18 protein-coding genes and 1 pseudogene are annotated in these 24,783 nt (G+C 45.5%); 11 read left to right on the top strand and 8 right to left on the bottom strand.

From position 1 onward, the window contains the following. Positions 1–344: 344 nt before the first annotated feature. The 9 genes and pseudogenes from glmU (at position 345) to ACJHXB_RS17690 (ending at position 11,549) form a co-directional block, all read left to right on the top strand. Positions 345–1,715, top strand: a complete 1,371-nt coding sequence (glmU, locus tag ACJHXB_RS17730) for a bifunctional UDP-N-acetylglucosamine diphosphorylase/glucosamine-1-phosphate N-acetyltransferase GlmU (protein ID WP_000933736.1) — start codon at positions 345–347, stop codon at positions 1,713–1,715. 161 nt (positions 1,716–1,876) lie between these two features. Beyond that, positions 1,877–3,706 (top strand): glutamine--fructose-6-phosphate transaminase (isomerizing), encoded by a 1,830-nt coding sequence (gene glmS, locus ACJHXB_RS17725; protein WP_000334086.1) that lies wholly within the window; start codon positions 1,877–1,879, stop codon positions 3,704–3,706. A 313-nt stretch (positions 3,707–4,019) separates the two neighbouring features. Further along, a complete protein-coding gene (gene pstS / locus ACJHXB_RS17720) occupies positions 4,020–5,060 on the top strand; it encodes a phosphate ABC transporter substrate-binding protein PstS (RefSeq protein ID WP_000867162.1) in 1,041 nt (346 codons plus the stop codon). Positions 5,061–5,146: 86 nt separating this feature from the next. Further along, on the top strand, positions 5,147–6,106 hold the full coding sequence (pstC, locus tag ACJHXB_RS17715; protein ID WP_000741620.1) for a phosphate ABC transporter permease PstC: 960 nt from the start codon (positions 5,147–5,149) through the stop codon (positions 6,104–6,106). Further along, the gene (pstA, locus tag ACJHXB_RS17710) at positions 6,106–6,996 is read left to right on the top strand and encodes a phosphate ABC transporter permease PstA (protein WP_001251991.1); all 891 of its coding nucleotides are present in this window, start codon (positions 6,106–6,108) and stop codon (positions 6,994–6,996) included. Before pstC ends, pstA begins: the two co-directional genes overlap by 1 nt. A gap of 90 nt (positions 6,997–7,086) precedes the next feature. After that, positions 7,087–7,860 carry a phosphate ABC transporter ATP-binding protein PstB gene (gene pstB / locus ACJHXB_RS17705; RefSeq protein WP_000063125.1) on the top strand — a complete coding sequence of 258 codons (774 nt, stop codon included), beginning with the start codon at positions 7,087–7,089 and terminating at the stop codon, positions 7,858–7,860. A gap of 14 nt (positions 7,861–7,874) precedes the next feature. Next, complete coding sequence (gene phoU / locus ACJHXB_RS17700; protein WP_000377785.1) at positions 7,875–8,600, top strand: phosphate signaling complex protein PhoU; 726 nt, start codon at positions 7,875–7,877, stop codon at positions 8,598–8,600. 426 nt (positions 8,601–9,026) lie between these two features. Beyond that, a pseudogene (locus ACJHXB_RS17695) lies at positions 9,027–9,162 on the top strand (hypothetical protein). Beyond that, complete coding sequence (locus tag ACJHXB_RS17690) at positions 9,129–11,549, top strand: type III effector protein (protein ID WP_077636485.1); 2,421 nt, start codon at positions 9,129–9,131, stop codon at positions 11,547–11,549. The pseudogene ACJHXB_RS17695 and the gene ACJHXB_RS17690 overlap by 34 nt, the downstream one beginning before the upstream one ends. A 472-nt stretch (positions 11,550–12,021) precedes the next feature. Here ACJHXB_RS17690 and ACJHXB_RS17685 read toward each other — a convergent pair whose 3' ends face one another. Continuing rightward, entirely contained in the window at positions 12,022–13,209 is a 1,188-nt protein-coding gene (locus ACJHXB_RS17685; RefSeq protein ID WP_000369291.1) for a pentapeptide repeat-containing protein, read from the bottom strand. Positions 13,210–13,514: 305 nt separating this feature from the next. Here ACJHXB_RS17685 and espY4 point away from each other — a divergent pair, with 305 nt between their 5' ends. Beyond that, positions 13,515–15,923 (top strand): T3SS effector EspY4, encoded by a 2,409-nt coding sequence (gene espY4 / locus ACJHXB_RS17680; RefSeq protein WP_000279310.1) that lies wholly within the window; start codon positions 13,515–13,517, stop codon positions 15,921–15,923. 136 nt (positions 15,924–16,059) lie between these two features. On the opposite strand, the gene yieH is transcribed toward espY4, so the two are convergent. Further along, the gene (gene yieH, locus ACJHXB_RS17675; RefSeq protein WP_000078045.1) at positions 16,060–16,725 is read right to left on the bottom strand and encodes a 6-phosphogluconate phosphatase; all 666 of its coding nucleotides are present in this window, start codon (positions 16,723–16,725) and stop codon (positions 16,060–16,062) included. Between the two features lie 166 nt (positions 16,726–16,891). On the opposite strand from yieH, the gene adeP reads away from it, so the two are divergent. After that, positions 16,892–18,229: an adenine permease AdeP gene (gene adeP / locus ACJHXB_RS17670; RefSeq protein ID WP_000082693.1), complete on the top strand. Its 1,338-nt coding sequence runs from the start codon at positions 16,892–16,894 to the stop codon at positions 18,227–18,229. Between the two features lie 53 nt (positions 18,230–18,282). On the opposite strand, the gene yieF is transcribed toward adeP, so the two are convergent. From yieF to tnaA, 6 genes are all read right to left on the bottom strand, one after another. Continuing rightward, positions 18,283–18,849 carry a class I chromate reductase YieF gene (yieF, locus tag ACJHXB_RS17665; protein WP_001291117.1) on the bottom strand — a complete coding sequence of 189 codons (567 nt, stop codon included), beginning with the start codon at positions 18,847–18,849 and terminating at the stop codon, positions 18,283–18,285. Positions 18,850–18,870: 21 nt separating this feature from the next. Continuing rightward, complete coding sequence (locus ACJHXB_RS17660; RefSeq protein ID WP_001469005.1) at positions 18,871–19,620, bottom strand: 4'-phosphopantetheinyl transferase family protein; 750 nt, start codon at positions 19,618–19,620, stop codon at positions 18,871–18,873. A gap of 156 nt (positions 19,621–19,776) precedes the next feature. Further along, on the bottom strand, positions 19,777–20,736 hold the full coding sequence (gene yidZ / locus ACJHXB_RS17655) for an HTH-type transcriptional regulator YidZ (RefSeq protein WP_001469006.1): 960 nt from the start codon (positions 20,734–20,736) through the stop codon (positions 19,777–19,779). Continuing rightward, positions 20,711–21,886: a multidrug efflux MFS transporter MdtL gene (gene mdtL, locus ACJHXB_RS17650; RefSeq protein WP_000086006.1), complete on the bottom strand. Its 1,176-nt coding sequence runs from the start codon at positions 21,884–21,886 to the stop codon at positions 20,711–20,713. Before mdtL ends, yidZ begins: the two co-directional genes overlap by 26 nt. A 131-nt stretch (positions 21,887–22,017) precedes the next feature. Then, positions 22,018–23,265: a low affinity tryptophan permease TnaB gene (gene tnaB / locus ACJHXB_RS17645; RefSeq protein WP_000131908.1), complete on the bottom strand. Its 1,248-nt coding sequence runs from the start codon at positions 23,263–23,265 to the stop codon at positions 22,018–22,020. Positions 23,266–23,355: 90 nt separating this feature from the next. Next, positions 23,356–24,771: a tryptophanase gene (gene tnaA, locus ACJHXB_RS17640; RefSeq protein ID WP_001469007.1), complete on the bottom strand. Its 1,416-nt coding sequence runs from the start codon at positions 24,769–24,771 to the stop codon at positions 23,356–23,358. Positions 24,772–24,783 lie beyond the last annotated feature (12 nt).

The raw sequence follows: 24,783 nt of genomic DNA, 5'->3' as shown, positions 1-24,783 counted from the left end.
TGAAAAGCACAAAAGCCAGTCTGGTAACAGGCTGGCTTTTTTTTACGCGTATTGACCCGTCCTGAAGAGCGTTCACATAGATCCTGCTGATATAAAACACCCTGTTTTCCCGTTTATTCATTGATCGAAATAAGAGCAAAAACATCCACCTGACGCTTAAATGAAGGTACTGCCTTAATTTTCTGCAGACAAAAGGTGTGACGATGGTCGAAAATGGCGCTTTCGTCAGCGGGGATAATCCGTTATTGAACAATTTATCCTCTGTCCATTTCACGATGAAAAAAATGTAGTTTTTTCAAGGTGAAGCGGTTTAAATTCGTTCTCAAATTACAGTCAGGACGCGTATGTTGAATAATGCTATGAGCGTAGTGATCCTTGCCGCAGGCAAAGGCACGCGCATGTATTCCGATCTTCCGAAAGTGCTGCATACCCTTGCCGGGAAAGCGATGGTTCAGCATGTCATTGATGCTGCGAATGAATTAGGCGCAGCGCACGTTCACCTGGTGTACGGTCACGGCGGCGATCTGCTTAAACAGGCGCTGAAAGATGACAACCTGAACTGGGTGCTTCAGGCAGAACAGCTGGGTACAGGTCATGCGATGCAGCAGGCCGCACCTTTCTTTGCCGATGATGAAGACATTTTAATGCTCTACGGCGACGTGCCGCTGATCTCTGTCGAAACACTCCAGCGCCTGCGTGATGCTAAACCGCAGGGTGGCATTGGCCTGCTGACGGTAAAACTGGATGATCCGACCGGTTATGGACGTATCACCCGTGAAAACGGCAAAGTTACCGGCATTGTTGAGCACAAAGACGCCACCGACGAGCAGCGTCAGATTCAGGAGATCAACACCGGCATTCTGATTGCCAACGGCGCAGATATGAAACGCTGGCTGGCGAAGCTGACCAACAATAACGCTCAGGGTGAATACTACATCACCGACATTATTGCGCTGGCGTATCAGGAAGGGCGTGAAATCGTCGCCGTTCATCCGCAACGTTTAAGCGAAGTAGAAGGCGTGAATAACCGCCTGCAACTCTCCCGACTGGAGCGCGTTTACCAGTCCGAACAGGCTGAAAAACTGCTGTTAGCAGGCGTTATGCTGCGCGATCCGGCGCGTTTTGATCTGCGCGGTACGCTTACTCACGGGCGCGATGTTGAAATTGATACTAACGTTATCATCGAGGGCAACGTGACTCTCGGTCATCGCGTGAAAATCGGCACCGGTTGTGTGATTAAAAACAGCGTGATTGGCGATGATTGCGAAATCAGTCCGTATACCGTTGTGGAAGACGCGAATCTGGCAGCGGCCTGTACTATTGGCCCGTTTGCCCGTCTGCGTCCTGGTGCTGAGTTGCTGGAAGGTGCACACGTTGGTAACTTCGTTGAGATGAAAAAAGCGCGTCTGGGTAAAGGCTCGAAAGCCGGGCATCTGACTTACCTGGGCGATGCGGAAATTGGCGATAACGTTAACATCGGCGCGGGAACCATTACCTGCAACTACGACGGTGCGAATAAATTTAAGACAATTATCGGCGACGATGTGTTTGTCGGTTCCGACACTCAGCTGGTGGCCCCGGTAACAGTAGGCAAAGGCGCGACCATTGCTGCGGGTACAACTGTGACGCGTAATGTCGGCGAAAACGCCCTGGCGATCAGCCGTGTGCCGCAGACTCAAAAAGAAGGCTGGCGTCGTCCGGTAAAGAAAAAGTAATTCTGGCTGGGAAATCCGGTCATATGGGATGAGGAGATAACATAATCTCCCGCCCACAAGCAGTAACTATAAAAATAACCCCACTCTCTACAAGGCTCGGGGCGCCCGAAAAAACGGGCATACAGGTTGACCGACAACGATATAAATCGGAATCAAAAACTATGTGTGGAATTGTTGGCGCGATCGCGCAACGTGATGTAGCAGAAATCCTTCTTGAAGGTTTACGTCGTCTGGAATACCGCGGATATGACTCTGCCGGTCTGGCCGTTGTTGATGCAGAAGGTCATATGACCCGCCTGCGTCGCCTCGGTAAAGTCCAGATGCTGGCTCAGGCAGCGGAAGAACATCCTCTGCATGGCGGCACCGGTATTGCTCACACTCGCTGGGCGACCCACGGTGAACCTTCAGAAGCTAACGCGCATCCGCATGTTTCTGAACACATTGTGGTGGTGCATAACGGCATCATCGAAAACCATGAACCGCTGCGTGAAGAGTTAAAAGCGCGTGGCTATACCTTCGTTTCTGAAACCGACACCGAAGTGATTGCACATTTGGTGAACTGGGAGCTGAAACAAGGCGGTACTCTGCGTGAGGCTGTTCTGCGTGCTATCCCGCAACTGCGTGGTGCGTACGGTACAGTGATCATGGACTCCCGTCACCCGGATACCCTGCTGGCGGCACGTTCTGGTAGCCCGCTGGTGATTGGTCTGGGCATGGGCGAAAACTTTATCGCTTCTGACCAGCTGGCGTTGCTGCCGGTGACCCGTCGCTTTATCTTCCTTGAAGAGGGCGATATTGCGGAAATCACTCGCCGTTCGGTAAACATCTTCGATAAAACTGGCGCGGAAGTAAAACGTCAGGATATCGAATCCAATCTGCAATATGACGCGGGCGATAAAGGTATTTACCGCCACTATATGCAGAAAGAGATCTACGAACAGCCGAACGCGATCAAAAACACCCTTACCGGGCGCATCAGCCACGGTCAGGTAGATTTGAGCGAGTTGGGACCGAACGCCGACGAACTGCTGTCGAAGGTTGAGCATATTCAGATCCTCGCCTGTGGTACTTCTTATAACTCCGGTATGGTTTCCCGCTACTGGTTTGAATCGCTGGCAGGTATTCCGTGCGACGTCGAAATCGCTTCTGAATTCCGCTATCGCAAATCTGCCGTGCGCCGTAACAGCCTGATGATCACCTTGTCACAGTCTGGCGAAACCGCGGATACCCTGGCGGGCCTGCGTCTGTCAAAAGAGCTGGGTTACCTTGGTTCACTGGCAATCTGTAACGTTCCGGGTTCTTCTCTGGTGCGCGAATCCGATCTGGCGCTCATGACCAATGCCGGTACGGAAATTGGCGTGGCGTCCACTAAAGCATTCACCACCCAGTTAACCGTGCTGTTGATGCTGGTGGCGAAGCTGTCTCGTCTGAAAGGTCTGGATGCCTCCATTGAACATGACATCGTGCATGGTCTGCAGGCGCTGCCGAGCCGTATTGAGCAGATGCTGTCTCAGGACAAACGCATTGAAGCACTGGCAGAAGATTTCTCTGACAAACATCACGCGCTGTTCCTGGGCCGTGGCGATCAGTACCCAATCGCGCTGGAAGGCGCATTGAAGCTGAAAGAGATCTCTTACATTCACGCTGAAGCCTACGCTGCAGGCGAACTGAAACACGGTCCGCTGGCACTGATTGATGCCGATATGCCGGTTATCGTCGTTGCACCGAACAACGAATTGCTGGAAAAACTGAAATCCAACATTGAAGAAGTTCGCGCGCGTGGCGGTCAGTTGTATGTCTTCGCCGATCAGGATGCGGGTTTTGTAAGTAGCGATAACATGCACATCATCGAGATGCCGCATGTGGAAGAGGTGATTGCACCGATCTTCTACACCGTTCCGCTGCAGCTGCTGGCTTACCACGTTGCGCTGATCAAAGGCACCGACGTTGACCAGCCGCGTAACCTGGCAAAATCGGTTACGGTTGAGTAATAAATGGATGCCCTGCGTAAGCGGGGCATTTTTCTTCCTGTTATGTTTTTAATCAAACATCCTGCCAACTCAATGTGACAAACCGTCATCTTCGGCTACTTTTTCTCTGTCACAGAATGAAAATTTTTCTGTCATCTCTTCGTTATTAATATTTGTAATTAACTGAATATAAACGCTTATTTAAATCAGACTGAAGACTTTATCTCTCTGTCATAAAACTGTCATAAACCTTACATATAACTGTCACCTGTTTGTCCTATTTTGCTTCTCGTAGCCAACAAACAATGCTTTATGAATCCTCCCAGGAGACATTATGAAAGTTATGCGTACCACCGTCGCAACTGTTGTCGCCGCGACCTTATCGATGAGTGCTTTCTCTGTGTTTGCAGAAGCAAGCCTGACAGGTGCAGGTGCAACCTTCCCTGCGCCGGTGTATGCCAAATGGGCTGACACTTACCAGAAAGAAACCGGTAATAAAGTTAACTACCAGGGTATCGGTTCTTCCGGTGGCGTAAAACAGATTATCGCTAATACCGTTGATTTTGGTGCCTCTGACGCGCCGCTGTCTGACGAAAAACTGGCTCAGGAAGGCCTGTTCCAGTTCCCGACCGTGATTGGCGGCGTGGTACTGGCGGTTAACCTGCCGGGTCTGAAATCAGGCGAGCTGGTGCTGGATGGTAAAACCCTTGGTGACATCTACCTCGGCAAAATCAAGAAGTGGGATGATGAAGCCATCGCCAAACTGAATCCGGGTCTGAAACTGCCGTCACAGAACATTGCTGTAGTACGCCGCGCAGATGGCTCCGGGACGTCCTTCGTCTTCACCAGCTACCTGGCGAAAGTGAACGAAGAGTGGAAAAACAACGTTGGTACGGGCTCTACCGTAAAATGGCCGATTGGTCTGGGCGGTAAAGGTAACGACGGTATCGCCGCGTTCGTTCAGCGTCTGCCGGGTGCAATTGGTTACGTTGAATATGCTTACGCGAAGCAGAACAACCTGGCGTATACCAAACTGATCTCCGCTGATGGTAAACCGGTTAGTCCGACCGAAGAAAACTTCGCTAATGCAGCAAAAGGCGCAGACTGGAGCAAAACATTCGCTCAGGATCTGACTAACCAGAAAGGCGAAGATGCATGGCCTATTACCTCAACCACGTTCATTCTGATCCACAAAGATCAGAAGAAACCAGAACAAGGCACCGAAGTGCTGAAGTTCTTCGACTGGGCATACAAAACCGGGGCTAAACAGGCGAACGACCTGGATTACGCCAGCCTGCCGGATAGCGTAGTTGAACAGGTTCGTGCTGCGTGGAAGACCAATATTAAAGACAGTAGCGGTAAGCCGCTGTACTAATAAAACTCCAGGCCGGGTACGGTGTTTTACGCCGCATCCGGCATTACAAAATGACTTTGTAAACGCGTTTAACTGAAGAGTAACTTATGGCTGCAACCAAGCCTGCTTTTAACCCACCGGGTAAAAAGGGCGACATAATTTTCAGCGTGCTGGTAAAACTGGCGGCGCTGATTGTGCTATTGATGTTGGGTGGCATTATTGTCTCTCTGATCATCTCCTCCTGGCCGAGCATTCAGAAATTTGGTCTGGCTTTCCTGTGGACCAAAGAGTGGGATGCGCCGAACGATATCTACGGGGCGCTCGTGCCGATCTACGGTACGCTGGTGACCTCGTTTATCGCGCTGCTGATCGCCGTCCCGGTGAGTTTCGGTATCGCCCTGTTCCTGACCGAGCTTGCGCCTGGCTGGCTGAAGCGCCCGCTGGGTATCGCCATTGAGCTGCTGGCAGCCATTCCAAGTATCGTTTACGGCATGTGGGGCCTGTTTATCTTTGCGCCGCTGTTCGCCGTTTACTTCCAGGAGCCGGTTGGCAATATCATGTCGAATATCCCGATTGTTGGCGCGCTGTTCTCCGGCCCGGCCTTTGGTATCGGTATCCTCGCGGCAGGCGTGATCCTCGCCATCATGATTATTCCGTACATTGCGGCGGTAATGCGCGATGTGTTCGAGCAAACCCCGGTAATGATGAAAGAGTCGGCCTACGGTATCGGTTGCACCACCTGGGAAGTTATCTGGCGTATCGTTCTTCCGTTCACCAAAAATGGTGTTATCGGCGGCATTATGCTGGGTCTGGGGCGCGCGCTCGGTGAAACCATGGCGGTGACCTTTATCATCGGTAACACCTACCAGCTCGACAGCGCCTCGCTGTACATGCCGGGCAACAGTATCACCTCTGCGCTGGCCAACGAATTTGCGGAAGCGGAATCCGGTCTGCACGTTGCCGCACTGATGGAACTGGGCCTGATCCTGTTTGTGATTACCTTCATCGTCCTCGCCGCATCGAAGTTTATGATTATGCGCCTGGCTAAGAATGAGGGGGCACGTTAATGGCTATGGTTGAAATGCAAACCACTGCGGCGCTGGCAGAATCCCGCCGCAAAATGCAGGCGCGTCGTCGCCTCAAAAACCGTATTGCACTGACGCTCTCAATGGCGACGATGGCCTTCGGCCTGTTCTGGCTGATCTGGATTTTAATGTCCACCATCACTCGCGGTATCGATGGTATGTCGCTGGCGCTGTTCACCGAAATGACGCCGCCGCCAAATACGGAAGGCGGTGGTCTGGCGAACGCCCTGGCGGGTAGCGGCCTGTTAATTTTGTGGGCCACGGTATTCGGTACGCCGCTGGGCATTATGGCGGGGATTTATCTGGCGGAATATGGTCGTAAATCCTGGCTGGCAGAAGTGATTCGCTTCATTAACGACATTCTGCTCTCCGCACCGTCGATTGTGGTTGGTCTGTTTGTTTACACCATCGTGGTGGCGCAGATGGAGCACTTCTCCGGCTGGGCGGGCGTGATTGCGCTGGCGCTGTTGCAGGTGCCGATTGTTATCCGCACCACCGAGAACATGCTGAAACTGGTGCCAGACAGCCTGCGTGAAGCGGCTTATGCGCTGGGTACGCCGAAGTGGAAGATGATCTCCGCGATCACGCTGAAAGCGTCGGTGTCCGGGATCATGACCGGTATTCTGCTGGCGATTGCCCGTATTGCCGGTGAAACCGCGCCGCTGCTGTTTACCGCGCTCTCCAACCAGTTCTGGAGCACGGACATGATGCAGCCGATCGCCAACCTGCCGGTGACGATCTTTAAGTTTGCGATGAGCCCGTTTGCGGAATGGCAACAACTGGCCTGGGCCGGGGTGTTGATCATTACCCTGTGCGTCCTGCTGCTGAACATTCTGGCGCGCGTTGTTTTTGCGAAGAATAAACACGGTTAACACTTTGCTGGATGCGGCGTAAACGCCTGATCCGGCCTACGGTAAGCCTGATTAGCGAAGAGCATCAGGCACGATGAGGAAAAGATTGCAATGAGTATGGTTGAAACTGCCCCGAGTAAAATTCAGGTTCGTAATTTGAACTTCTACTACGGCAAATTCCATGCCCTGAAAAACATCAACCTGGATATCGCCAAAAACCAGGTTACGGCGTTTATCGGGCCGTCCGGCTGCGGTAAATCGACGCTGCTGCGTACCTTCAATAAGATGTTTGAACTGTACCCGGAACAGCGTGCGGAAGGTGAAATTCTGCTCGATGGCGACAACATCCTGACCAACTCTCAGGATATCGCCCTGCTGCGTGCGAAAGTGGGCATGGTGTTCCAGAAACCGACGCCGTTCCCGATGTCCATCTATGACAACATCGCCTTTGGTGTGCGTCTGTTTGAGAAGCTCTCCCGTGCCGACATGGACGAGCGCGTGCAGTGGGCATTGACCAAAGCCGCATTGTGGAACGAAACCAAAGATAAATTGCACCAGAGCGGTTACTCTCTCTCTGGTGGTCAGCAACAGCGTCTGTGTATTGCGCGTGGTATCGCCATTCGCCCGGAAGTGCTACTGCTCGACGAACCATGTTCGGCGCTCGACCCTATCTCTACCGGGCGTATTGAAGAGCTGATCACCGAACTGAAGCAGGATTACACCGTAGTGATCGTCACCCACAACATGCAGCAGGCTGCGCGTTGTTCCGACCACACGGCGTTTATGTACCTGGGCGAATTGATTGAGTTCAGCAACACGGACGATCTGTTCACCAAGCCAGCGAAGAAACAAACAGAAGACTACATCACCGGTCGTTACGGTTGATTCAGGAGTGCGTTATGGACAGTCTCAATCTTAATAAACATATTTCCGGCCAGTTCAATGCCGAACTGGAAAGCATCCGCACGCAGGTGATGACCATGGGCGGCATGGTGGAGCAGCAGCTTTCTGACGCGATCACCGCAATGCACAACCAGGACAGCGATCTGGCGAAGCGCGTCATCGAAGGCGACAAAAACGTCAACATGATGGAAGTGGCGATCGATGAAGCCTGTGTGCGCATTATCGCCAAACGTCAGCCGACGGCGAGCGACCTGCGTCTGGTTATGGTGATCAGTAAAACCATTGCCGAACTGGAGCGTATTGGCGATGTGGCGGACAAAATCTGCCGTACTGCGCTGGAGAAATTCTCCCAGCAGCATCAGCCGTTGCTGGTAAGTCTGGAGTCGCTGGGCCGTCATACCATCCAGATGCTGCACGACGTGCTCGACGCGTTCGCGCGGATGGACATTGACGAAGCGGTACGTATTTATCGTGAAGATAAAAAAGTCGATCAGGAGTACGAAGGTATTGTTCGTCAACTGATGACCTACATGATGGAAGATTCGCGCACCATTCCAAGCGTACTTACCGCGCTATTCTGCGCACGTTCAATCGAACGTATCGGCGACCGCTGCCAGAATATCTGTGAGTTTATCTTCTACTACGTGAAAGGTCAGGATTTCCGTCATGTAGGCGGTGATGAGCTGGATAAACTGCTGGCCGGAAAAGACCCGAAAGAGTAACGCTAACTGTAGGTCAGATAAGGCTTTTACGCCGCATCTGGCAATCAGCCCGGTCATACATAGTTACCGGGCTGATAAACTTTCTCCCTGAAATATTGCCACACAAACTCACCTCGAAACTCTCCCCAGTGCAATGCAAATATATTATTTCATTTGGATTATTTTACTTTTAATGTAGTGCCCCGCTATAAAAACATTTTTATTATTCCTTTCATTTATATCGCTGCCTGCACAGAGAATGGAAAAGAAAACAAAAACCAGGGTAAAAGCCCTATATCGAAACATAAAAAATGAGCGATTTTTTACAGTATTCATAGGTGGTTTAGTCATAATCGTAGCAAACCAACACCCAAGTATGCTTTTTTAAGACAAATCGGCAATGTGTTGTGCTCGGGCGAATAAATATTGTGTTCAGGAGAAATGATTATGGCTATATCATCATATAATACAGTTACAGATAATTTTTCTACGCTGACTAAAATGACAGATGAAAATAATAGATTACAAAAAAAGTCAGAAAAATTTTGTTTGTCTGTTGGTAATGAGGAGAAGTATTCAATAACCCATAAAGATATAACAAACCTTATAACTGGTGATAGACAATCTTTTCTTAAACTCACTCTTTGGGAATTTATACTCGATCTCTTTCCCATGTATCATATTAAGGAGGCTAAAGAAACAATTGTAGAATTTGTAACGAAAACTGAGGACAAAGTTAAGAGATTTGAGAGAATTAAATATCTCGCCATTCCAGAAGAAAAATGGCGCTTTAGTGCGACTACAGAATTTACAGTAGATGAGAATAAAGATATTATTGTTAGTAGAGTATTTAAAATAAATATTAACTCGAAAGATCATCATAATGAAGCTGAAGAAAATAAAATACATTCTGTATTTTCAGAAGTACTCAGCTTGGATATTTATAAGCATGATATACAATTTGACGAGAAGGCTTTACAATCAGGGATATTGAAAATGCAGTTCCCTAATGATAATGAAAAGCTAAGCGTATATTTAAAAAATAAAATCCCCTTTGAAAATATGACAATTGATTTATCTGCACTGAAAAAAGATGTTCTGGTATCGCTAAAACAGTGTCACTTTAAAAATATGACATTCACTGGTAATATATCTTACGAGAACCTTAATGGCCCAGTATTTGAAAATTGTTTTTTTGATAGTTGTAATTTCGAGAATGTGTCCCTTGTTGGCTTTGATAAAGTGACCTGTGAAAGCTATGACGTTCTTTGTAACGTAAGACCAAATAATAAAATACCGATTTACGGTATGTTTAAAGGGTGTTTTTTGTATCAATGCGAAATGAAAAATTTCAAGATAGAGACATCAAAAATATACTCTATAAATCAAGATCCCCAAAAAGGGGGTAAGAAAGTCGGTGCATATCTGTTTATGCAGTCATTTGTATATGAAAGCAATCTTCAAGATGGAGACTGTAAAGAAGCAAGTGTTATTGCAAGTGGATTATTATCTTGCAAGATAGCAAAGCTTAATGGTGCTGGAATGGATTTCATAGAAACTTCGTTTTATAGAAACACTAGAGATCGTTTTAGTAATAGTAATAATTTTTATGATTGTAATTTTCGTGATGTTAATATGACATGCAAACGAGATGGAATTCGTGAAGATTTACGAGATTATGATCCCAGAAAATATTTCGGAAAAAGTGAAAATAAACTTAATCTGGATAAACATCTTTTAGATGTAATCCAAGAAAATATTTTCCAAAATATGAAGACTCATTATAATATAAATGACGATATAGATAATCATCTAGAACTTAATAATTGCTGTTTATATGGTGCTTGTTTGGGCGAGTTAACCGGTGGAAATCCATTGCATGATTGTGCTATTAATCTTTATACCAGGTTAAGTGGTAATCTTGCTGCAAACACTCAGGTTAAAATTCCTGTTTATATGTCCTATAGAGGAGCTATAGCTGAAAATGATATTTTACCTTTCATGAAAAAGTTAACGAACATTTATTCACGGATAGAAGATATTAATGAACATAGCGATAATTTGAAGAATAATTACAAAAAGGCACTAGCCGATTTACAATCCTTATTAGTTAATCTGCATAACATCATGCCTGGTGATGATGTAAAAGATTTTCAACTTAATGATGAAACTATAAAATATATTATAGATAATGTTTTGTACAATAGAAAAAAAGATATAGCTAGTGAAATAGATACTAATAAAGTGAATTTCATGCAGAAAATCTATAATAACCTTGATTGGTATAGACGTTTCGATGAAAATGGGAAAATAAAAACATATCGTTCTATTAATCCAAATGGCAATAGATTTTACTTTGATTTTAATGATTTGCAATTTCTTTACTACGATCATGAGAGGAAGAATGGTCATAAAGTGGAGGATTTTGTGAAAATGCAAAATGTTTTTTTAACGGTGAAAAACTTTAAGGCAGAAGAAAAAATAAACCAGGAGCAGTATACAGAAAAACCAGCAGATGTAGCCCGTGAAATTGCGTCATTCTTTGACATTGAACAATATTTACTGGGGGTCATTGATGACTATTATAATTATATAAATGAAGTGTTTACTTATAAAATGAAAGATTTAGCCAATCTTTCTGATGCAAGAAATACTCAACTCAAAATAAAGCTTGATTTGGACGGAAAGAAGATTAATTTAAATGATAATGATATAAAAGGAAAAGGCAAAATCCAAAATGAGATAGAGGAAATAGATGAGGAAATAAAAAAAATAGATGAGGCGATCCGGGTTCTTAATAATGAAATAGAGAGCTTTAAGTTAAACTATGAACCAGGAAATATACTTAATGATGTAATTACAGGTATCAGTCGTTGGCTAAAAGAAAATAAAAATATGGTGGAGGCTATTAAGGGAATTTTTCCAGAGGTAATAAATAAAAATATAGAAAATATAGATAAAACGGTTTGAATTCTTAATGATGTAATTTAATGTATCAGTCGTTCCTGTGACAATGATGTTATACGAAAAAGACGCTTACGCATTAGAAATCTGGTGTGCTTTAATTAAACCAGTGTAGCTGATGTGTAAGCGTTGACGTTAGGAGACGATAAAATTGTTATATCACTGCTACGCCCTTTCCAGACGGCGTATAATAGTGCAATATGTTGAGTTTTCCGAGTGAATGGTGCATTTTACTAACCGGGTCAGTTGAATGATTCAACGCAATAAAACAGACTGGAATAATAAGTCTGTATTTATTATTCATCGCAATCGCACTCTACGGTTTTATCCTGCTGAAATGAGACTGCTTCCAGCGGTTGTGGATTATCCTTGGGCGATAGTCATTGTCTGGTGTCAGGATTCACAAATGACCTGTTTCCTGACATGGGTATAAACACAACATAGAGTGCGGTAGTTAATCTGAATAATCTATAGTCGGCTATTCAACACAAAACAACACTATTGATTCTTTATAATAAAGAATCTCGCCATCATTTTTATATAAATCATTATTAAGAAAATCCAGAAGCTCTTGCCTTACACTATAAATATTAGCCTTATGGTCTACCAACGACAATAAAATATCCTTGACGCCTTTTAATTTTATATCTCTATCAGATATTGTATTAAAGGTGAAGATGATATTACGTTTATTAGAACTGGAGAACCAATATTTTAGAATGTTATTCGTCCACTTTGTTGGTGTCTTAATTAGTTGCGCTGTTGTTGTTTTTACATTATTAAATGTAGAACCGCTAAAATTTGTCCCGACACATGAAATGAAATTCATTTCTGAATTGTCAAAATTGCAATTCTTTATCTCACACATATCAAGATTAACATCATGAAATGTCGAATATTTCATGTTTGCATGTGAAAATAAACATGCAATAAACGTTATATATTGCAACCTGGCATTACAAAAAGATTTATTTTTAAAATCAAAACAACAGGTTTTTTTGATTTTGAAATTGTTATTATATCTGCAATGTAAAGAAATCATGTTTTTTATTAACTGATAACACCATTGTGATGATTCTGGTAATTCATAGGGATGTAAATGGATGTTTTCATCGAATATAACCTGTGAGTTATGGTTGTTTATTGAAGATATATGGAAGCTATCATTTGTTAAAGCTATGGTTGTGCTAAAATTATGGTGGTGATCAGCGCTCATGAAATCAAATGTAACAATGTCGTTGTTTCCTTTCTTTTCTTTGTGATATGCGTTTAAAAAAGAAATATTTTCGATCTGTTCATCAGTTAATGTAAATGGCATTTCGTCATCAAAGAAAGCGTAATCGGCATTTGGGAGTGGAATACTCTCAATTGAGCATAGTTTTAATAAAAAAACATGAAAACAATGAAACATGTTTTTATGCATAAGAGAACTTAATCTCTGTTGTATCTTCTGTAGTTCTCCTTTGGGGAATAAATGCTGCTCATTTGAAAATGAGCCATCTAAAATAAATTTATATGTAAAAAGGTCCTCTCTCTGACCAGTTATCAAAAAATCGTCAGGTAATTTAGAAAAACGATTGAGATGACATAAATATTCCATTTGCTCCATGTCTATATACTTATGGGGAAGTGCGTGGTTTGGTGGTGTGCCAATAAGATTATCCATAAATCACCTTGATAAAATTTAATAAAATCTCTTTATTTTAACCTCGACAATAAAAGCGGCTATAAAAAAACGCTCATTTTCTGATGCTGCGGTTAACCCGTGGAATGTACCGTTAACCCCCTAAAAATTGCAAATCCAGGGTGAACACCCTGGGTTAAAATGGAAATAATGAGCTATTTTTTACAGTATTCACCGGTAATATAAGTAACACTTGTTGCTAACCTAACTAGCAGTACAGTTAATTAACAACATAGAAGTTATTATTTTTCAAACAAAACAACTCAATATTGCACGCCGGAGGGTTTATGGCCGTTAAATTAAAACCAGATGTTTTTGTTAATACTAATCCTTTTTTAGAAGCAATGAATAAGGAGAAACTTAATCATAAAGGATATTGTGATAAAATTGCTGTAAGTATTAATAATAAGAAATATAATGTAAACTCTAAGGATATTGAAAATATTCTTGATGGCAAAGGGGATTTATTTAAAAAACGTACGCTGTGGGAGTTTGTCCGCGATCTTTTTCCCGGCTCTCATATTAAAGAAGTTAAAGGCTTAATTTACGAATTTGTCACGAAAGTTGATAATAAAGCTGAGGTGTTCGATAAGATTAAATCTCTGGCAAAAATAGAACAACAATGGCGATTTAGTACTAAGACAGACTTCACTACAAATGAAAATAATGAAGTTATTGTGAGTAGATCCTTTAATCTCTACACGGGGGCTACTCCGAATGATGACGAAAAGAAACAGGTTTCTTCAGAGAGATTAACTCTTGATAATTATCTCGATGATTCACATTTTGATAATTCTCCCTTGAAGAGATTAACGTTTGATGATTATTCTGTAAAACTTAAGACGCTGATTAAAAATAGAATCCCTATTATTAATACAACAATCGATTTATCATCGTTGTCTAAGGATGTTTTAAATTCATTAAAATATTGTAGTTTTAAAAATGTAATTTTTTCAGGAGTGATAAACAGTCCTAACCTTGAAGGTCCGGTTTTTGAAAATTGTTATTTCGAGGATTGTCAATTCAACAATATACAGCTTTATGAGACTGTTAATAATACTGTGGGGTCCGAAAACAATAAACCAATAATAGGTATGTTTAAAGGTTGTTTTATTTCTAAATGCGAAATTGAAAATTATAGATGTGAGACGTCTAAAGTCTACAACGTTACACAACCTGTAAGTATTAATGAAAAATTAGGTTCTTATCTTTTTATGCAGTCTTTTGTTCATGATTGCATAATTCAGGGTGGATATTGTCCAGATTCGAGTATACTTTTAAGTCATTTTTATAACTGTAATATAGCAGGACTTGATGCTCATAGAATGGATTTTTTAGCAAATTCGTTCAACAAGTCTAACTATGATGAAACCAGGGAGCAGGATACCGGAACTGTCTTTTATAATTGTAATTTGAACCATATTAAAATAAACAGTGGTCTTAGTGAAGATGGTTCAGATAAATATATGTTTAACCCCGATGAGTATTTTTCTGATTATATTGAAAGAAGATCGAGAAATCTTAGGTTAGATGATAATTTTTCGAAATGTATAGATAATATAAAGAAAGGAATTAACTCTTCATTTAGCAAGAACAATACAGAGAACAATAATGTTTTCTTTAAAAATAGTAATTTGATTGGGGCAAGTTTAGGCGGTTATTACAGTAGAGATAGGTGCAAAGACTGTGCTATTGATACAAATACAAATTATTCAATAAATGGTCTTACAGCGCGAAAATACACTTATATGGATCTGGACGGAGCTATAAGTAAAGAACAGATACCTGATTTCTTAAAAAATGTAAGTGCTATCAATATCGATATAATAAATTTTTACAATTCCGAGTCAAAGGCTAATAAAAAATATAGAAACGCATTTTTAGAGTTAGAGTCGTTTTTGTCTACACTTTATGGTGAAAATAAATCGTACGAGGGAAAATATCATTTTGATAATAGTAGGGTTGATTTTTTTATTTTTAAAGATATGCAGGAAAATGCACAAAATATCATTAACAATATGATAGAAAGTGACCGGATTAAGTTTGTTGAATCTATAATAAATAAAATGATTCTGTCGCCAGATGGAACAATACTTACTGAGAATCTAAAAGAATATGTCCAAAAGCAAATAAAGGCGTCTTATAAAGAATCTGCTACAAATGTAACATTTGATTATAAGGGACTTGCATCCATTTTTGAAGGTGTTGAAGAAAAACAAATTGAAGCGCTATCAAACCAACTGGAACATATTAAATCTTTTAAGACAGATTACGACTCAAGGCTAAATAAGTTTTCTCGCGATTTTCAATATTTATCCAGTGCATTTGCAATTAACAGGCAGGATTTATTAAAAAACTATCAGGAAATAAATGCTTCCATTAAAAATTACGATGACTTATTGCGAGAAATTAAAGATTCAACCATAAGGCGTGATAAATCAGTAGATGATAAAAGGACTTTATTTGATAACAAAAGGGACAGTTGGAATACTAAAGAAGTACAGGATGAAGTAGAGGCGTTAAATAAGAAGATTGCTGACTGTGACAATGAGATACGTTCTAAGCTTACTATTGTTCGAAATAATAGACTTGAGAATCAATATAAAGATGATAAAAACATCAGTGACGCGATGCGTAATATTCTGGATTGGTTCGAACGGTATCCCGATATTGTAAAAAATATAACCCAGGCTTAACTATACTGAGGGTGGATGACAGGACGAATAACGACATAAATTATTCATAGGGAATAGACGCTTACTCATCAGACACCTGGTATTCTTTATCTCAAACCAGCGTGACTGATGTGTAAGCGTTGAAGTAAGGAGGCGATTATCGCGTTATATTCCAGCCGCGTGCCTTCCAGAGCGCAGGCAGCTGCGACAGCTCGGTAAAGGTGGTGACTTTCGGGTGAACGATCGGTTTATTGTGCGGGTCAGCGCAGAAGTAAAACACTTCCAGTCCGGCATCAATCCCTGACTGCGCGCCGGCGCTGGAGTCATCGACCAGAATGCAGTTTTCAACGTTCACATTCATCGCTTTTGCCGCATGGAACATTAACGCCGGGTCGGGCTTCCAACGCTGAATATCGTAGCCGCTGAACAGTTTTTCCGGGAAGTAGTGCAGCATATTGAGCTTACCAAGCGAATGCTGCATTTTGCTGACCGGACCGTTAGAGACGACGCACATCGGCACGTTAATGCTCGCCAGCAATTCGTTCGCTCCTGCGATGTCCTCAAGTTCGGTATCAAACAGACGTGCTACTTCTGCGCGGTAAACGTGCTCGGCATCGGCCTGGACCATCGTCACGCCCTGTTCTTTACTGATGATGTCGATGATTTCGTAGAGTTTTACGCCTTTAAAACGGGAAAAAATTTCTTCCAGGTCAACGTGAATGCCAAATTCCCTGAACATCGTGACATAGGCGCGAGAGCAAATGACCTCGCTATCGACCAGCGTACCGTCGCAGTCGAAAAATACCGCTTCTATCTGGGACATGTCTTTCCTTTATCGTTAGTTTAACGTTTTCGTCATGCCAATTCGCATCACGCAATCGTTGCCGTATAAGCAAATACAATGAAAAAAAGTTATCTTCAGCCGTCCATATTGTCTCATTTTGGTATACGATAGCGACGGATTTTCCCTCCTTGTTCGGAAATAGATAATGAGTCAACAACACACAACCCAGGCTTCTGGCCAGGGGATGCTGGAACGCGTGTTTAAACTGCGCGAACATGGCACGACGGCACGGACCGAAGTGATCGCCGGTTTTACCACCTTCCTGACGATGGTTTACATCGTTTTTGTTAACCCGCAAATTCTTGGCGTTGCTGGCATGGATACCAGCGCCGTCTTCGTTACTACCTGTCTGATTGCTGCATTCGGCAGTATTATGATGGGACTGTTTGCTAACCTGCCAGTTGCACTGGCACCCGCTATGGGCCTGAATGCGTTCTTCGCTTTTGTGGTTGTGCAGGCAATGGGCTTGCCGTGGCAGGTCGGGATGGGCGCAATCTTCTGGGGCGCGATTGGTCTGCTGTTACTGACGATTTTCCGCGTTCGTTACTGGATGATAGCCAACATTCCTGTGAGTCTGCGTGTGGGCATTACCAGCGGTATCGGTCTGTTCATTGGTATGATGGGGCTGAAAAACGCAGGTGTGATTGTCGCTAACCCGGAAACGCTGGTCAGCATCGGTAATCTAACTTCTCACAGCGTGCTGCTGGGGATCCTCGGCTTCTTCATCATCGCCATTCTGGCCTCGCGCAACATTCACGCGGCGGTGCTGGTTTCCATCGTGGTGACGACGCTGCTGGGCTGGATGCTGGGTGATGTCCACTACAATGGCATCGTTTCTGCGCCGCCGAGCGTAATGACTGTCGTGGGTCATGTAGATTTAGCCGGGTCGTTTAACCTCGGGCTGGCAGGGGTGATTTTCTCTTTCATGCTGGTCAACCTGTTTGACTCCTCCGGTACGCTGATTGGCGTGACCGATAAAGCAGGTCTGGCGGATGAGAAGGGGAAATTCCCGCGTATGAAGCAGGCGCTGTATGTCGACAGTATCTCTTCGGTGACCGGTTCGTTTATCGGTACTTCTTCTGTCACGGCGTATATTGAGTCCTCTTCCGGCGTTTCCGTTGGCGGTCGTACCGGTCTGACGGCAGTGGTTGTTGGTCTGCTGTTCCTGCTGGTTATCTTTCTGTCGCCGCTGGCGGGGATGGTGCCGGGATATGCTGCAGCTGGTGCGTTGATCTACGTTGGCGTCTTGATGACCTCAAGTCTTGCTCGCGTGAACTGGCAGGATCTAACTGAATCTGTTCCGGCGTTTATTACCGCCGTGATGATGCCGTTCAGCTTCTCGATTACCGAAGGTATCGCGCTGGGCTTTATCTCCTACTGCGTGATGAAAATCGGTACCGGACGTCTGCGTGATCTAAGCCCGTGCGTAATCATCGTTGCGCTGCTGTTTATCCTGAAGATTGTCTTTATCGACGCCCATTAAAATCGACAGCGCGTTAAAAACCCGCCATGCATGATTGCTGGCGGGTTTTTTATTTAGATCTTAACTCGCTGAATAAACTCACCAAATGCGGTCAATTGCCCGGTCAGGTGGTCCAGCGTACCCTGATCAATCACTTCTCCGGTTTGCGGCTCAACTTTGTTCTGAATCACGCCGCCCATAAATTCCGGCTTGTTCATCACCATTGCATCGAGGAAAACCAGAATCTGGCGCAGGTGATACTGACAGCGCGCGCCGCCAATCACGCCCATTGAGCTGGTCTGAATCAACACCGGTTTACCGGCCAGCGGTTGATCCGGCAAGCGGGAAAGCCAGTCGATGGCATTTTTCAGCCCGCCCGGTACCGAGTAGTTATATTCCGGCGTGACGATCACCACACCGTCAGCCTGACGGATCTGTTCCGCCAGAGCTTCAACCGTTGCTGGAAAACCGTCTTCCTGCTGTACGTCAGCGTCATACAGAGGAATGTCGGCAATGGAAGGTAACGCATTAACTTCCATGTTCGCCGGAGCAATTTTCGGCAGGGTACGTGCAACCATGCCATTAAATGAGCCTTTGCGCAGACTCCCCAGTAACGTAACCACCTTCAATTTTTCAGACATGATGACTCCTGTGGTTGTCTATCAATTTGGCGAAAAAGACTTCACGGTAGAGAGTTGGGCAAAACGCATCATCCGGCTGGTAGGATTGTTGGCGCGGCTGTGAATATCTGGTAGGCTTTTCCAGCCGTGTTTGCCATCTAACTCCCAGACACTGAGCTTTTCAATCGTGGGCGTGACCGCCACGGACCACACCAGCACGTCCTCCGCGTCGCATAACGCTTCTACATGATTTACATGAGCACATTTCAGGCGTCCGGCAATGGGCAGCAGTTGCAGATCGCGCGGATCGTCATTCAAAACATCACCGGTTAGTTTTAGCATGCTTCGGCGCAGCGTGATGAGCTGCGCCCGCGCTTCGTTTGGATCGTTTTGTTTACTGATCCATAGCGATTCATTGCTGGAAAAGGTGTGGTTATCGGGCGCGTGTGGGCTATGAAACCCGCGCGTCGCACGCTGTAGTTCCATATCGAGGCCACATTCACCTTCGGTTGTTAACGCCACGCCAACCATATTCCCGGCATAGGAAATAGAAAACGAAGGCAAATTTTTATCGCTGAAAACCGGTTTACCTTTCGGCAGGGTGACGATTTCCGGCAATTCGCCAATGCCATACAGCATGAACATCAGTTCTGCGAGTAAACCTCTGGACGCCAGAAAACGGCTTTGACGATGAGGGGGAATGTTTCGGGCTTCTTGATGACACTGGGAGGGGAGACGAACAGAAATCAGATGTCCTTCCGTTAAAATCCCTCGGGCAAAGTGAGTCGCCATTTTTCGCTCCATGCTTAATGGTCCATTATGAATACAAGAGTAATCATTTACTGGAATGATGGACAGACTAAAGCGGCTAAAAGTTCGATTCAGATAAGCTTATTACAACTTTTTTACATTTTATTGTGAAATTGGGTCGCGTTTCATACGATTCGGTTATGCCATCGACGCGTAAAGATTTTTAATGGTTTCCCGTAACCAGACGATCTTCGGATTATGGCTGTTCCGTTTATGCCACAGCAGGGTAAAAGGGACTTCCAGCTTTTTTTGCTGACTTTCGTCAAACGGGAGAGGAAGAGCAACCAACGGCAGTTGATGGAGTTGATTGTAGTACTGACAGTAGCGCGGCGCGGTCGCCAGTAGCAGATTGTCGGGTTGCGCTGCCATAAACAGTGACTGCTCGAATTCCGGCAGGCTCATAGCAATCGTGCGTTCGCGCCCCAGCTCCTGTAACACATTGTCCAGCGCCCAGGTATCGCTCTGTTCCCAGCAAATGCTGATATGCGGATAACGTAAAAAGGTGTCCAGATTCCACGTTTCATGCAGTGCCGGATGATCTTTGCGTAACCAGACGCAGGGCACATCACTAAACAGCACTTCATAATCAATGGCTAACGGTAGCGAGCTTAACAGCTCCCGCGAACGGGGATGACTTTCGCGACCGGAAAAACCAATATCCACTTCACCACGAGTAATGGCATCTAAGGAATCGTAATCCCAGTTACGTAATTTGATGGTCGCCTGCGGGTAACGTTGGTAGATCCGTTTCGACAGCGCATTAAGCATGATCATCATCAGCGGCGATTCCGCCGCTAGCTCAAACTTCAGGCCGCGCGGCGTTTCGTGGTGCGGTTTATCCAGCAGCAGGTTGCTGATTTGCATCCATTCCGCCAGATTTTGCTCCATGCTGACCATTAGCGGTGTGGGCGACAGGCCCAGCGGTGAGTTCACAAAGAGTGGGTCGTCAAACCACGCTCTTAACTTTGCCAGCGACTTACTCACCGCCGAAGGTGTCACGTTCATCCGCTTCGCCGCTTTGGTCACGCTGCGCTCCTGCATCAGCAGTTGCAGACAGAGCAGCAGATTGAGATCAAGCGTGGTGATGGATTTCTTCATGAGCGGCAACGGGGCGTCCAGGCGCGACGAACATAATCAGCAACAGGCTCACTATGCTACAGGCAATCAGAATCCCGATCAGCATATTCCATGCGCCAATACCAACCACCGCTGCCAGCCAAATCCACAGTGACGAACCGCAAACCTGCGCAATACCTAAGGTCGAGCTGGCTACGCCCGCGCGTAATGAAAACGGCCCTAACGCCTGACTCATCGCTACGCCAAAACCTACCGAGAAACCGGCGCAAATCAGCGTAATACCAAACAGAGAAACCGCATGGGAAGGTGAAACGGCAAGGGTGATCCCCGCCGCCAAGAATAACACCTGCGAGGTGATCATCAAGGTACGCGGCTTAAAGATCCCCAGGGCAAATGGTGTGGAAAATGAAACGGTCATGCTGACGCCAGCGGTCAGCGCCATAATGGTGGCGTATTCCCCGCGCTCAAAACCCATGATTTCCATCAGCAATACCGGCGACGTGTTGACGAAGGTGAGGATCACCGAAACGCTGAGGGTGGTGATAACAACACGGCTGAGGAAAAACCGGTTAAGCAGCGACTCGCTATTTTCTCGTGGTTTGTCAGAAGCTGCGGGGGCCGCAGGGCGCGTTTCTTTTAAAATAAACAAAGACAACATCAGTACCGCGATGCCCATCGTTGCCATCGTCCAGAACAGACTCTGCCACGGGAATTTAAGCATAATCAGGTGTCCGAGCACCGGCGCTAACACCGGAATGATGCAGGTAATGCCGTTGAGTAGCGACAGTACCTTTGCCCGACGTCGATCATCCAGTGTGTCGCGTAAAATGGCGAACGCCACCACGTAACAACAGCCCGCGCCCAGCCCCTGTAGAAAGCGCCCTGCAAGAAATAACGTGCTGGTTTCAGCCAGTGAACAGAACACCGAGGCGATAATAAATAGCGCCGCGCCGGGTATGGCGACAGGCTTTCTCCCTGAACGATCGGCCACTTTACCGGCAAATAACATCGCAGCTGCCATGCCCGCCAGATAAACGGAGAACGCAATATGCAACTGCGCCTCGCTGGCATTGAGATCGGCGGCGATGCGCGGTAAACCAACGAGGTACATATCAATCCCGGCGGGATAAAGTAAAACCAGGGCAAAACTACAAATCAAAAAGCGGGACATGGGCTAAAGCGTCCTGATAGTAAGGTGACGCAAAGCATACGTGGTGAAGGAGAATCAGGCGAGTTGCCATTTGGACATAAGTGATTTCCTGACAGGCAAGAAGCCAGCGAATGGCTGGCTTCTTGAAGGATTTAGCCAAATTTAGGTAACACGTTAAAGACGTTACCGAACCAGCATAAAATTACGGTTATACCAAAGAGAATGACAATCGCCGGAATAAGATTGCCGCCCCAGACCGTGAACATCTGATTGGGAAACTTCTTGCGAGCTTTGATTGCCAGCACCGCGGGGATAATGACCGCCCAGATGGTGGCACACAGTCCGGCACCGCCGATCCCGTAAATGAAGCCGTTCGGGAAGATCAGATACAACAAAGCAGGTGGCAGGAAGGTTAACAGCACGGTTTTGAAACGCCCGGCGTGGGAGTTATCAATCTTAAACAGATCCGCCAGATAATCGAACAATCCCAGCGTGACACCAAAGAACGAACTGGCAACAGCTAAGTTGGAGAACACCAGCAGGCAAAACTCGATAATGCCATGCTGTTTGGTGCCGAGGAACGATTTCACCAGCGAATCAACGTTGCCGCCTGAAGAGATAATCGCCTTAAAGCTTTCTCGCGGGATATTTCCCATGGTGCAATAGAGCCAGAAGAGATAAATCACCAGCGCCAGCAGCGAACCGAAGACCACGCTTTTGATTAGCTTATCTTTGCGTTTGCCATAGCAAATAATCAGGCTGGGAATATTGCCGTGGAAACCAAATGACGCCAGACACACCGGCAAAGCCATAAAGATATACGGGAAGTAAGACGTTCCCGCAGTGGTGCTGGTGGCATCGCGCAGAATGGAATAATCGACCTGGAAGAAGAAAGAACCAAACACGATCACAAAGGAGATAATCTTCAACCCGAGGAACAACGAGGTAATACGACTGGCGGCTAACGAACTTATCCACAATACGCTGGCAACGAAAATGGCTGTGCAGATCCCGACAATACGTGGATTAGCGTGATAACCCAAATTCATTGATATCGTTTCACTAATGATCGCACCATTAGCAGAGATATAGGCATAAGTGAGGATATAGAGAACGAAGGCAACGGTAATACCGCTGATAATGTTCCAGGTGTTACCGATTAAATCTTTGGTGATGGTGTTAAAACTGGAGCCGACGGGATAATTTAAATTTGCTTCTAATAACAATAACCCGGAATGAAGCATTGAAAACCAGGCAATGATAAGGATAAAGGCACCCCAGAAAAACCAGGCACCGGCAAGATCAACAGGTAAAGCAAACATACCTCCACCAATTACTGTACCTGCTATAACCATAACACCCCAAAATGCAGAGTGCTTTTTTTCAGCTTGATCAGTCATGATGCCACCTTTAGAGGAAGGCTATTTTTGTTATTGAGGATGTAGGGTAAGAGAGTGGCTAACATCCTTATAGCCACTCTGTAGTATTAATTAAACTTCTTTCAGTTTTGCGGTGAAGTGACGCAATACTTTCGGTTCGTAGGTAAAGGTTAACCCTTTAATATTCGCCGCGTTCTCTTTCACATGTTTAAAGGCTTCAATGATGAAGTCCATATGTGTTTGAGTATATGTTGCGCGCGGAATGGTTAAACGCAGCAGTTCAGCCGGGCATGGCAGTTGTTTACCGGTTTTCGGATCGCGGCCTAACAGGAAAGAGCCAATTTCTACCGCACGGATACCGGCGACTTTATACAGCTCGCACGCCAGCGCCTGTGCCGGGAATTGATCTGCCGGGATATGCGGTAGCAGTTTACCGGCATCAACGAATGCCGCGTGACCGCCCGCCTGCTGGCAGACAACGCCAATCTCTTCCAGGCCATCGACCAGATACTGTACCTGCGCGATACGATAAGCCAGCCAGTCCAGATTCATGCCGTCATACAGACCTACCGCCAGACGCTCCATCGCGCCGCCTTCCAGGCCGCCATATGTCGGGAAGCCTTCCTGTACCACGCAAAGGGTTCTGCATTCGGTGTACACATCAAAGAAGCTGTCGTCTTTCATGCACAGCAAGCCGCCCATCGGCACCATCGCATCTTTCTTGGCGGACATCGCCAGCATATCGGCATATTTGTAGGTTTCGCGGGTGATCTGCTCGATGGTCCAGTCTTTATATTCTGCTTCACGCTGCTTGATGAAATAGGCGTTTTCTGCAAAGCGTGCGGAATCCATTACCACCGGAATATCGTATTTCTTCGCGATGCTGTACATCGCTTTTAAGTTTGCCAGTGAAACCGGCTGACCGCCTGCGGAGTTACTGGTGATGGTTGCAACGATATACGGCACGTTATTCGGGCCAACTTCTTCAATGCCGCGTTCTAATCCCTCAAGGTCAAAGTTGCCTTTAAAGTCGTAACGCACGCCCGTATCGAAGGCTTCTTTGATATAGACGTTACGCACGGTACAGCCGTTGATCTGGCTATGGCCCTGCGTGGTATCAAAGAAATAGTTAGAGAATGCCACCATTTTGCTGCGATCCAGGCCTTTTTCCTGCTCGCGTTTTTTAATCAGTACCGGAATATAAATTTGCTCTGCGCCACGGCCCTGGTGTGTCGGAATGGTGTATTGATAACCAAAGATATTTTTCACTGACTCGGCTAAAGCATAGTAGCTGCGGCTGCCGCTGTAGGCTTCGTCGCCGCGCATCATCGCGGCCTGCATGCTCTGCGTCACCGCCCCGGTGCCGCTGTCGGTCAGTAAATCGATAAACACATCTTCGCTATCCAGCAGGAACGGGTTCATACCGGATTTAATAATTGCTTCTTCACGATAAGTGCGAGTGGTACGTTTTACTGGCTCAATAACACGAATGCGGAACGGTTCAGGGAGATGTTTAAAGTTTTCCATTACATAATCCTT

The organism is Escherichia sp. WS3227_2 (genome assembly GCF_046486495.1).
Taxonomy (GTDB): Bacteria; Pseudomonadota; Gammaproteobacteria; order Enterobacterales; family Enterobacteriaceae; genus Escherichia; species Escherichia coli.
Note: the sequence above shows the minus strand (reverse complement) of the source record. Positions and strands in the feature narration are given on the sequence as shown.

Excerpts from the sequence above, each read along its gene's own strand:
- ACJHXB_RS17685 (WP_000369291.1), bottom strand. The coding sequence starts at position 13,209 with ATGGATAATCTTATTGGCACACCACCAAACCACGCACTTCCCCATAAG.
- tnaA (WP_001469007.1), bottom strand. The coding sequence starts at position 24,771 with ATGGAAAACTTTAAACATCTCCCTGAACCGTTCCGCATTCGTGTTATT.
- adeP (WP_000082693.1), top strand. The coding sequence starts at position 16,892 with ATGAGTCAACAACACACAACCCAGGCTTCTGGCCAGGGGATGCTGGAA.
- phoU (WP_000377785.1), top strand. The coding sequence starts at position 7,875 with ATGGACAGTCTCAATCTTAATAAACATATTTCCGGCCAGTTCAATGCC.
- yieF (WP_001291117.1), bottom strand. The coding sequence starts at position 18,849 with ATGTCTGAAAAATTGAAGGTGGTTACGTTACTGGGGAGTCTGCGCAAA.
- pstC (WP_000741620.1), top strand. The coding sequence starts at position 5,147 with ATGGCTGCAACCAAGCCTGCTTTTAACCCACCGGGTAAAAAGGGCGAC.
- glmS (WP_000334086.1), top strand. The coding sequence starts at position 1,877 with ATGTGTGGAATTGTTGGCGCGATCGCGCAACGTGATGTAGCAGAAATC.
- pstS (WP_000867162.1), top strand. The coding sequence starts at position 4,020 with ATGAAAGTTATGCGTACCACCGTCGCAACTGTTGTCGCCGCGACCTTA.
- ACJHXB_RS17660 (WP_001469005.1), bottom strand. The coding sequence starts at position 19,620 with ATGGCGACTCACTTTGCCCGAGGGATTTTAACGGAAGGACATCTGATT.
- espY4 (WP_000279310.1), top strand. The coding sequence starts at position 13,515 with ATGGCCGTTAAATTAAAACCAGATGTTTTTGTTAATACTAATCCTTTT.
- tnaB (WP_000131908.1), bottom strand. The coding sequence starts at position 23,265 with ATGACTGATCAAGCTGAAAAAAAGCACTCTGCATTTTGGGGTGTTATG.
- yidZ (WP_001469006.1), bottom strand. The coding sequence starts at position 20,736 with ATGAAGAAATCCATCACCACGCTTGATCTCAATCTGCTGCTCTGTCTG.
- pstA (WP_001251991.1), top strand. The coding sequence starts at position 6,106 with ATGGCTATGGTTGAAATGCAAACCACTGCGGCGCTGGCAGAATCCCGC.
- yieH (WP_000078045.1), bottom strand. The coding sequence starts at position 16,725 with ATGTCCCAGATAGAAGCGGTATTTTTCGACTGCGACGGTACGCTGGTC.
- pstB (WP_000063125.1), top strand. The coding sequence starts at position 7,087 with ATGAGTATGGTTGAAACTGCCCCGAGTAAAATTCAGGTTCGTAATTTG.
- glmU (WP_000933736.1), top strand. The coding sequence starts at position 345 with ATGTTGAATAATGCTATGAGCGTAGTGATCCTTGCCGCAGGCAAAGGC.
- mdtL (WP_000086006.1), bottom strand. The coding sequence starts at position 21,886 with ATGTCCCGCTTTTTGATTTGTAGTTTTGCCCTGGTTTTACTTTATCCC.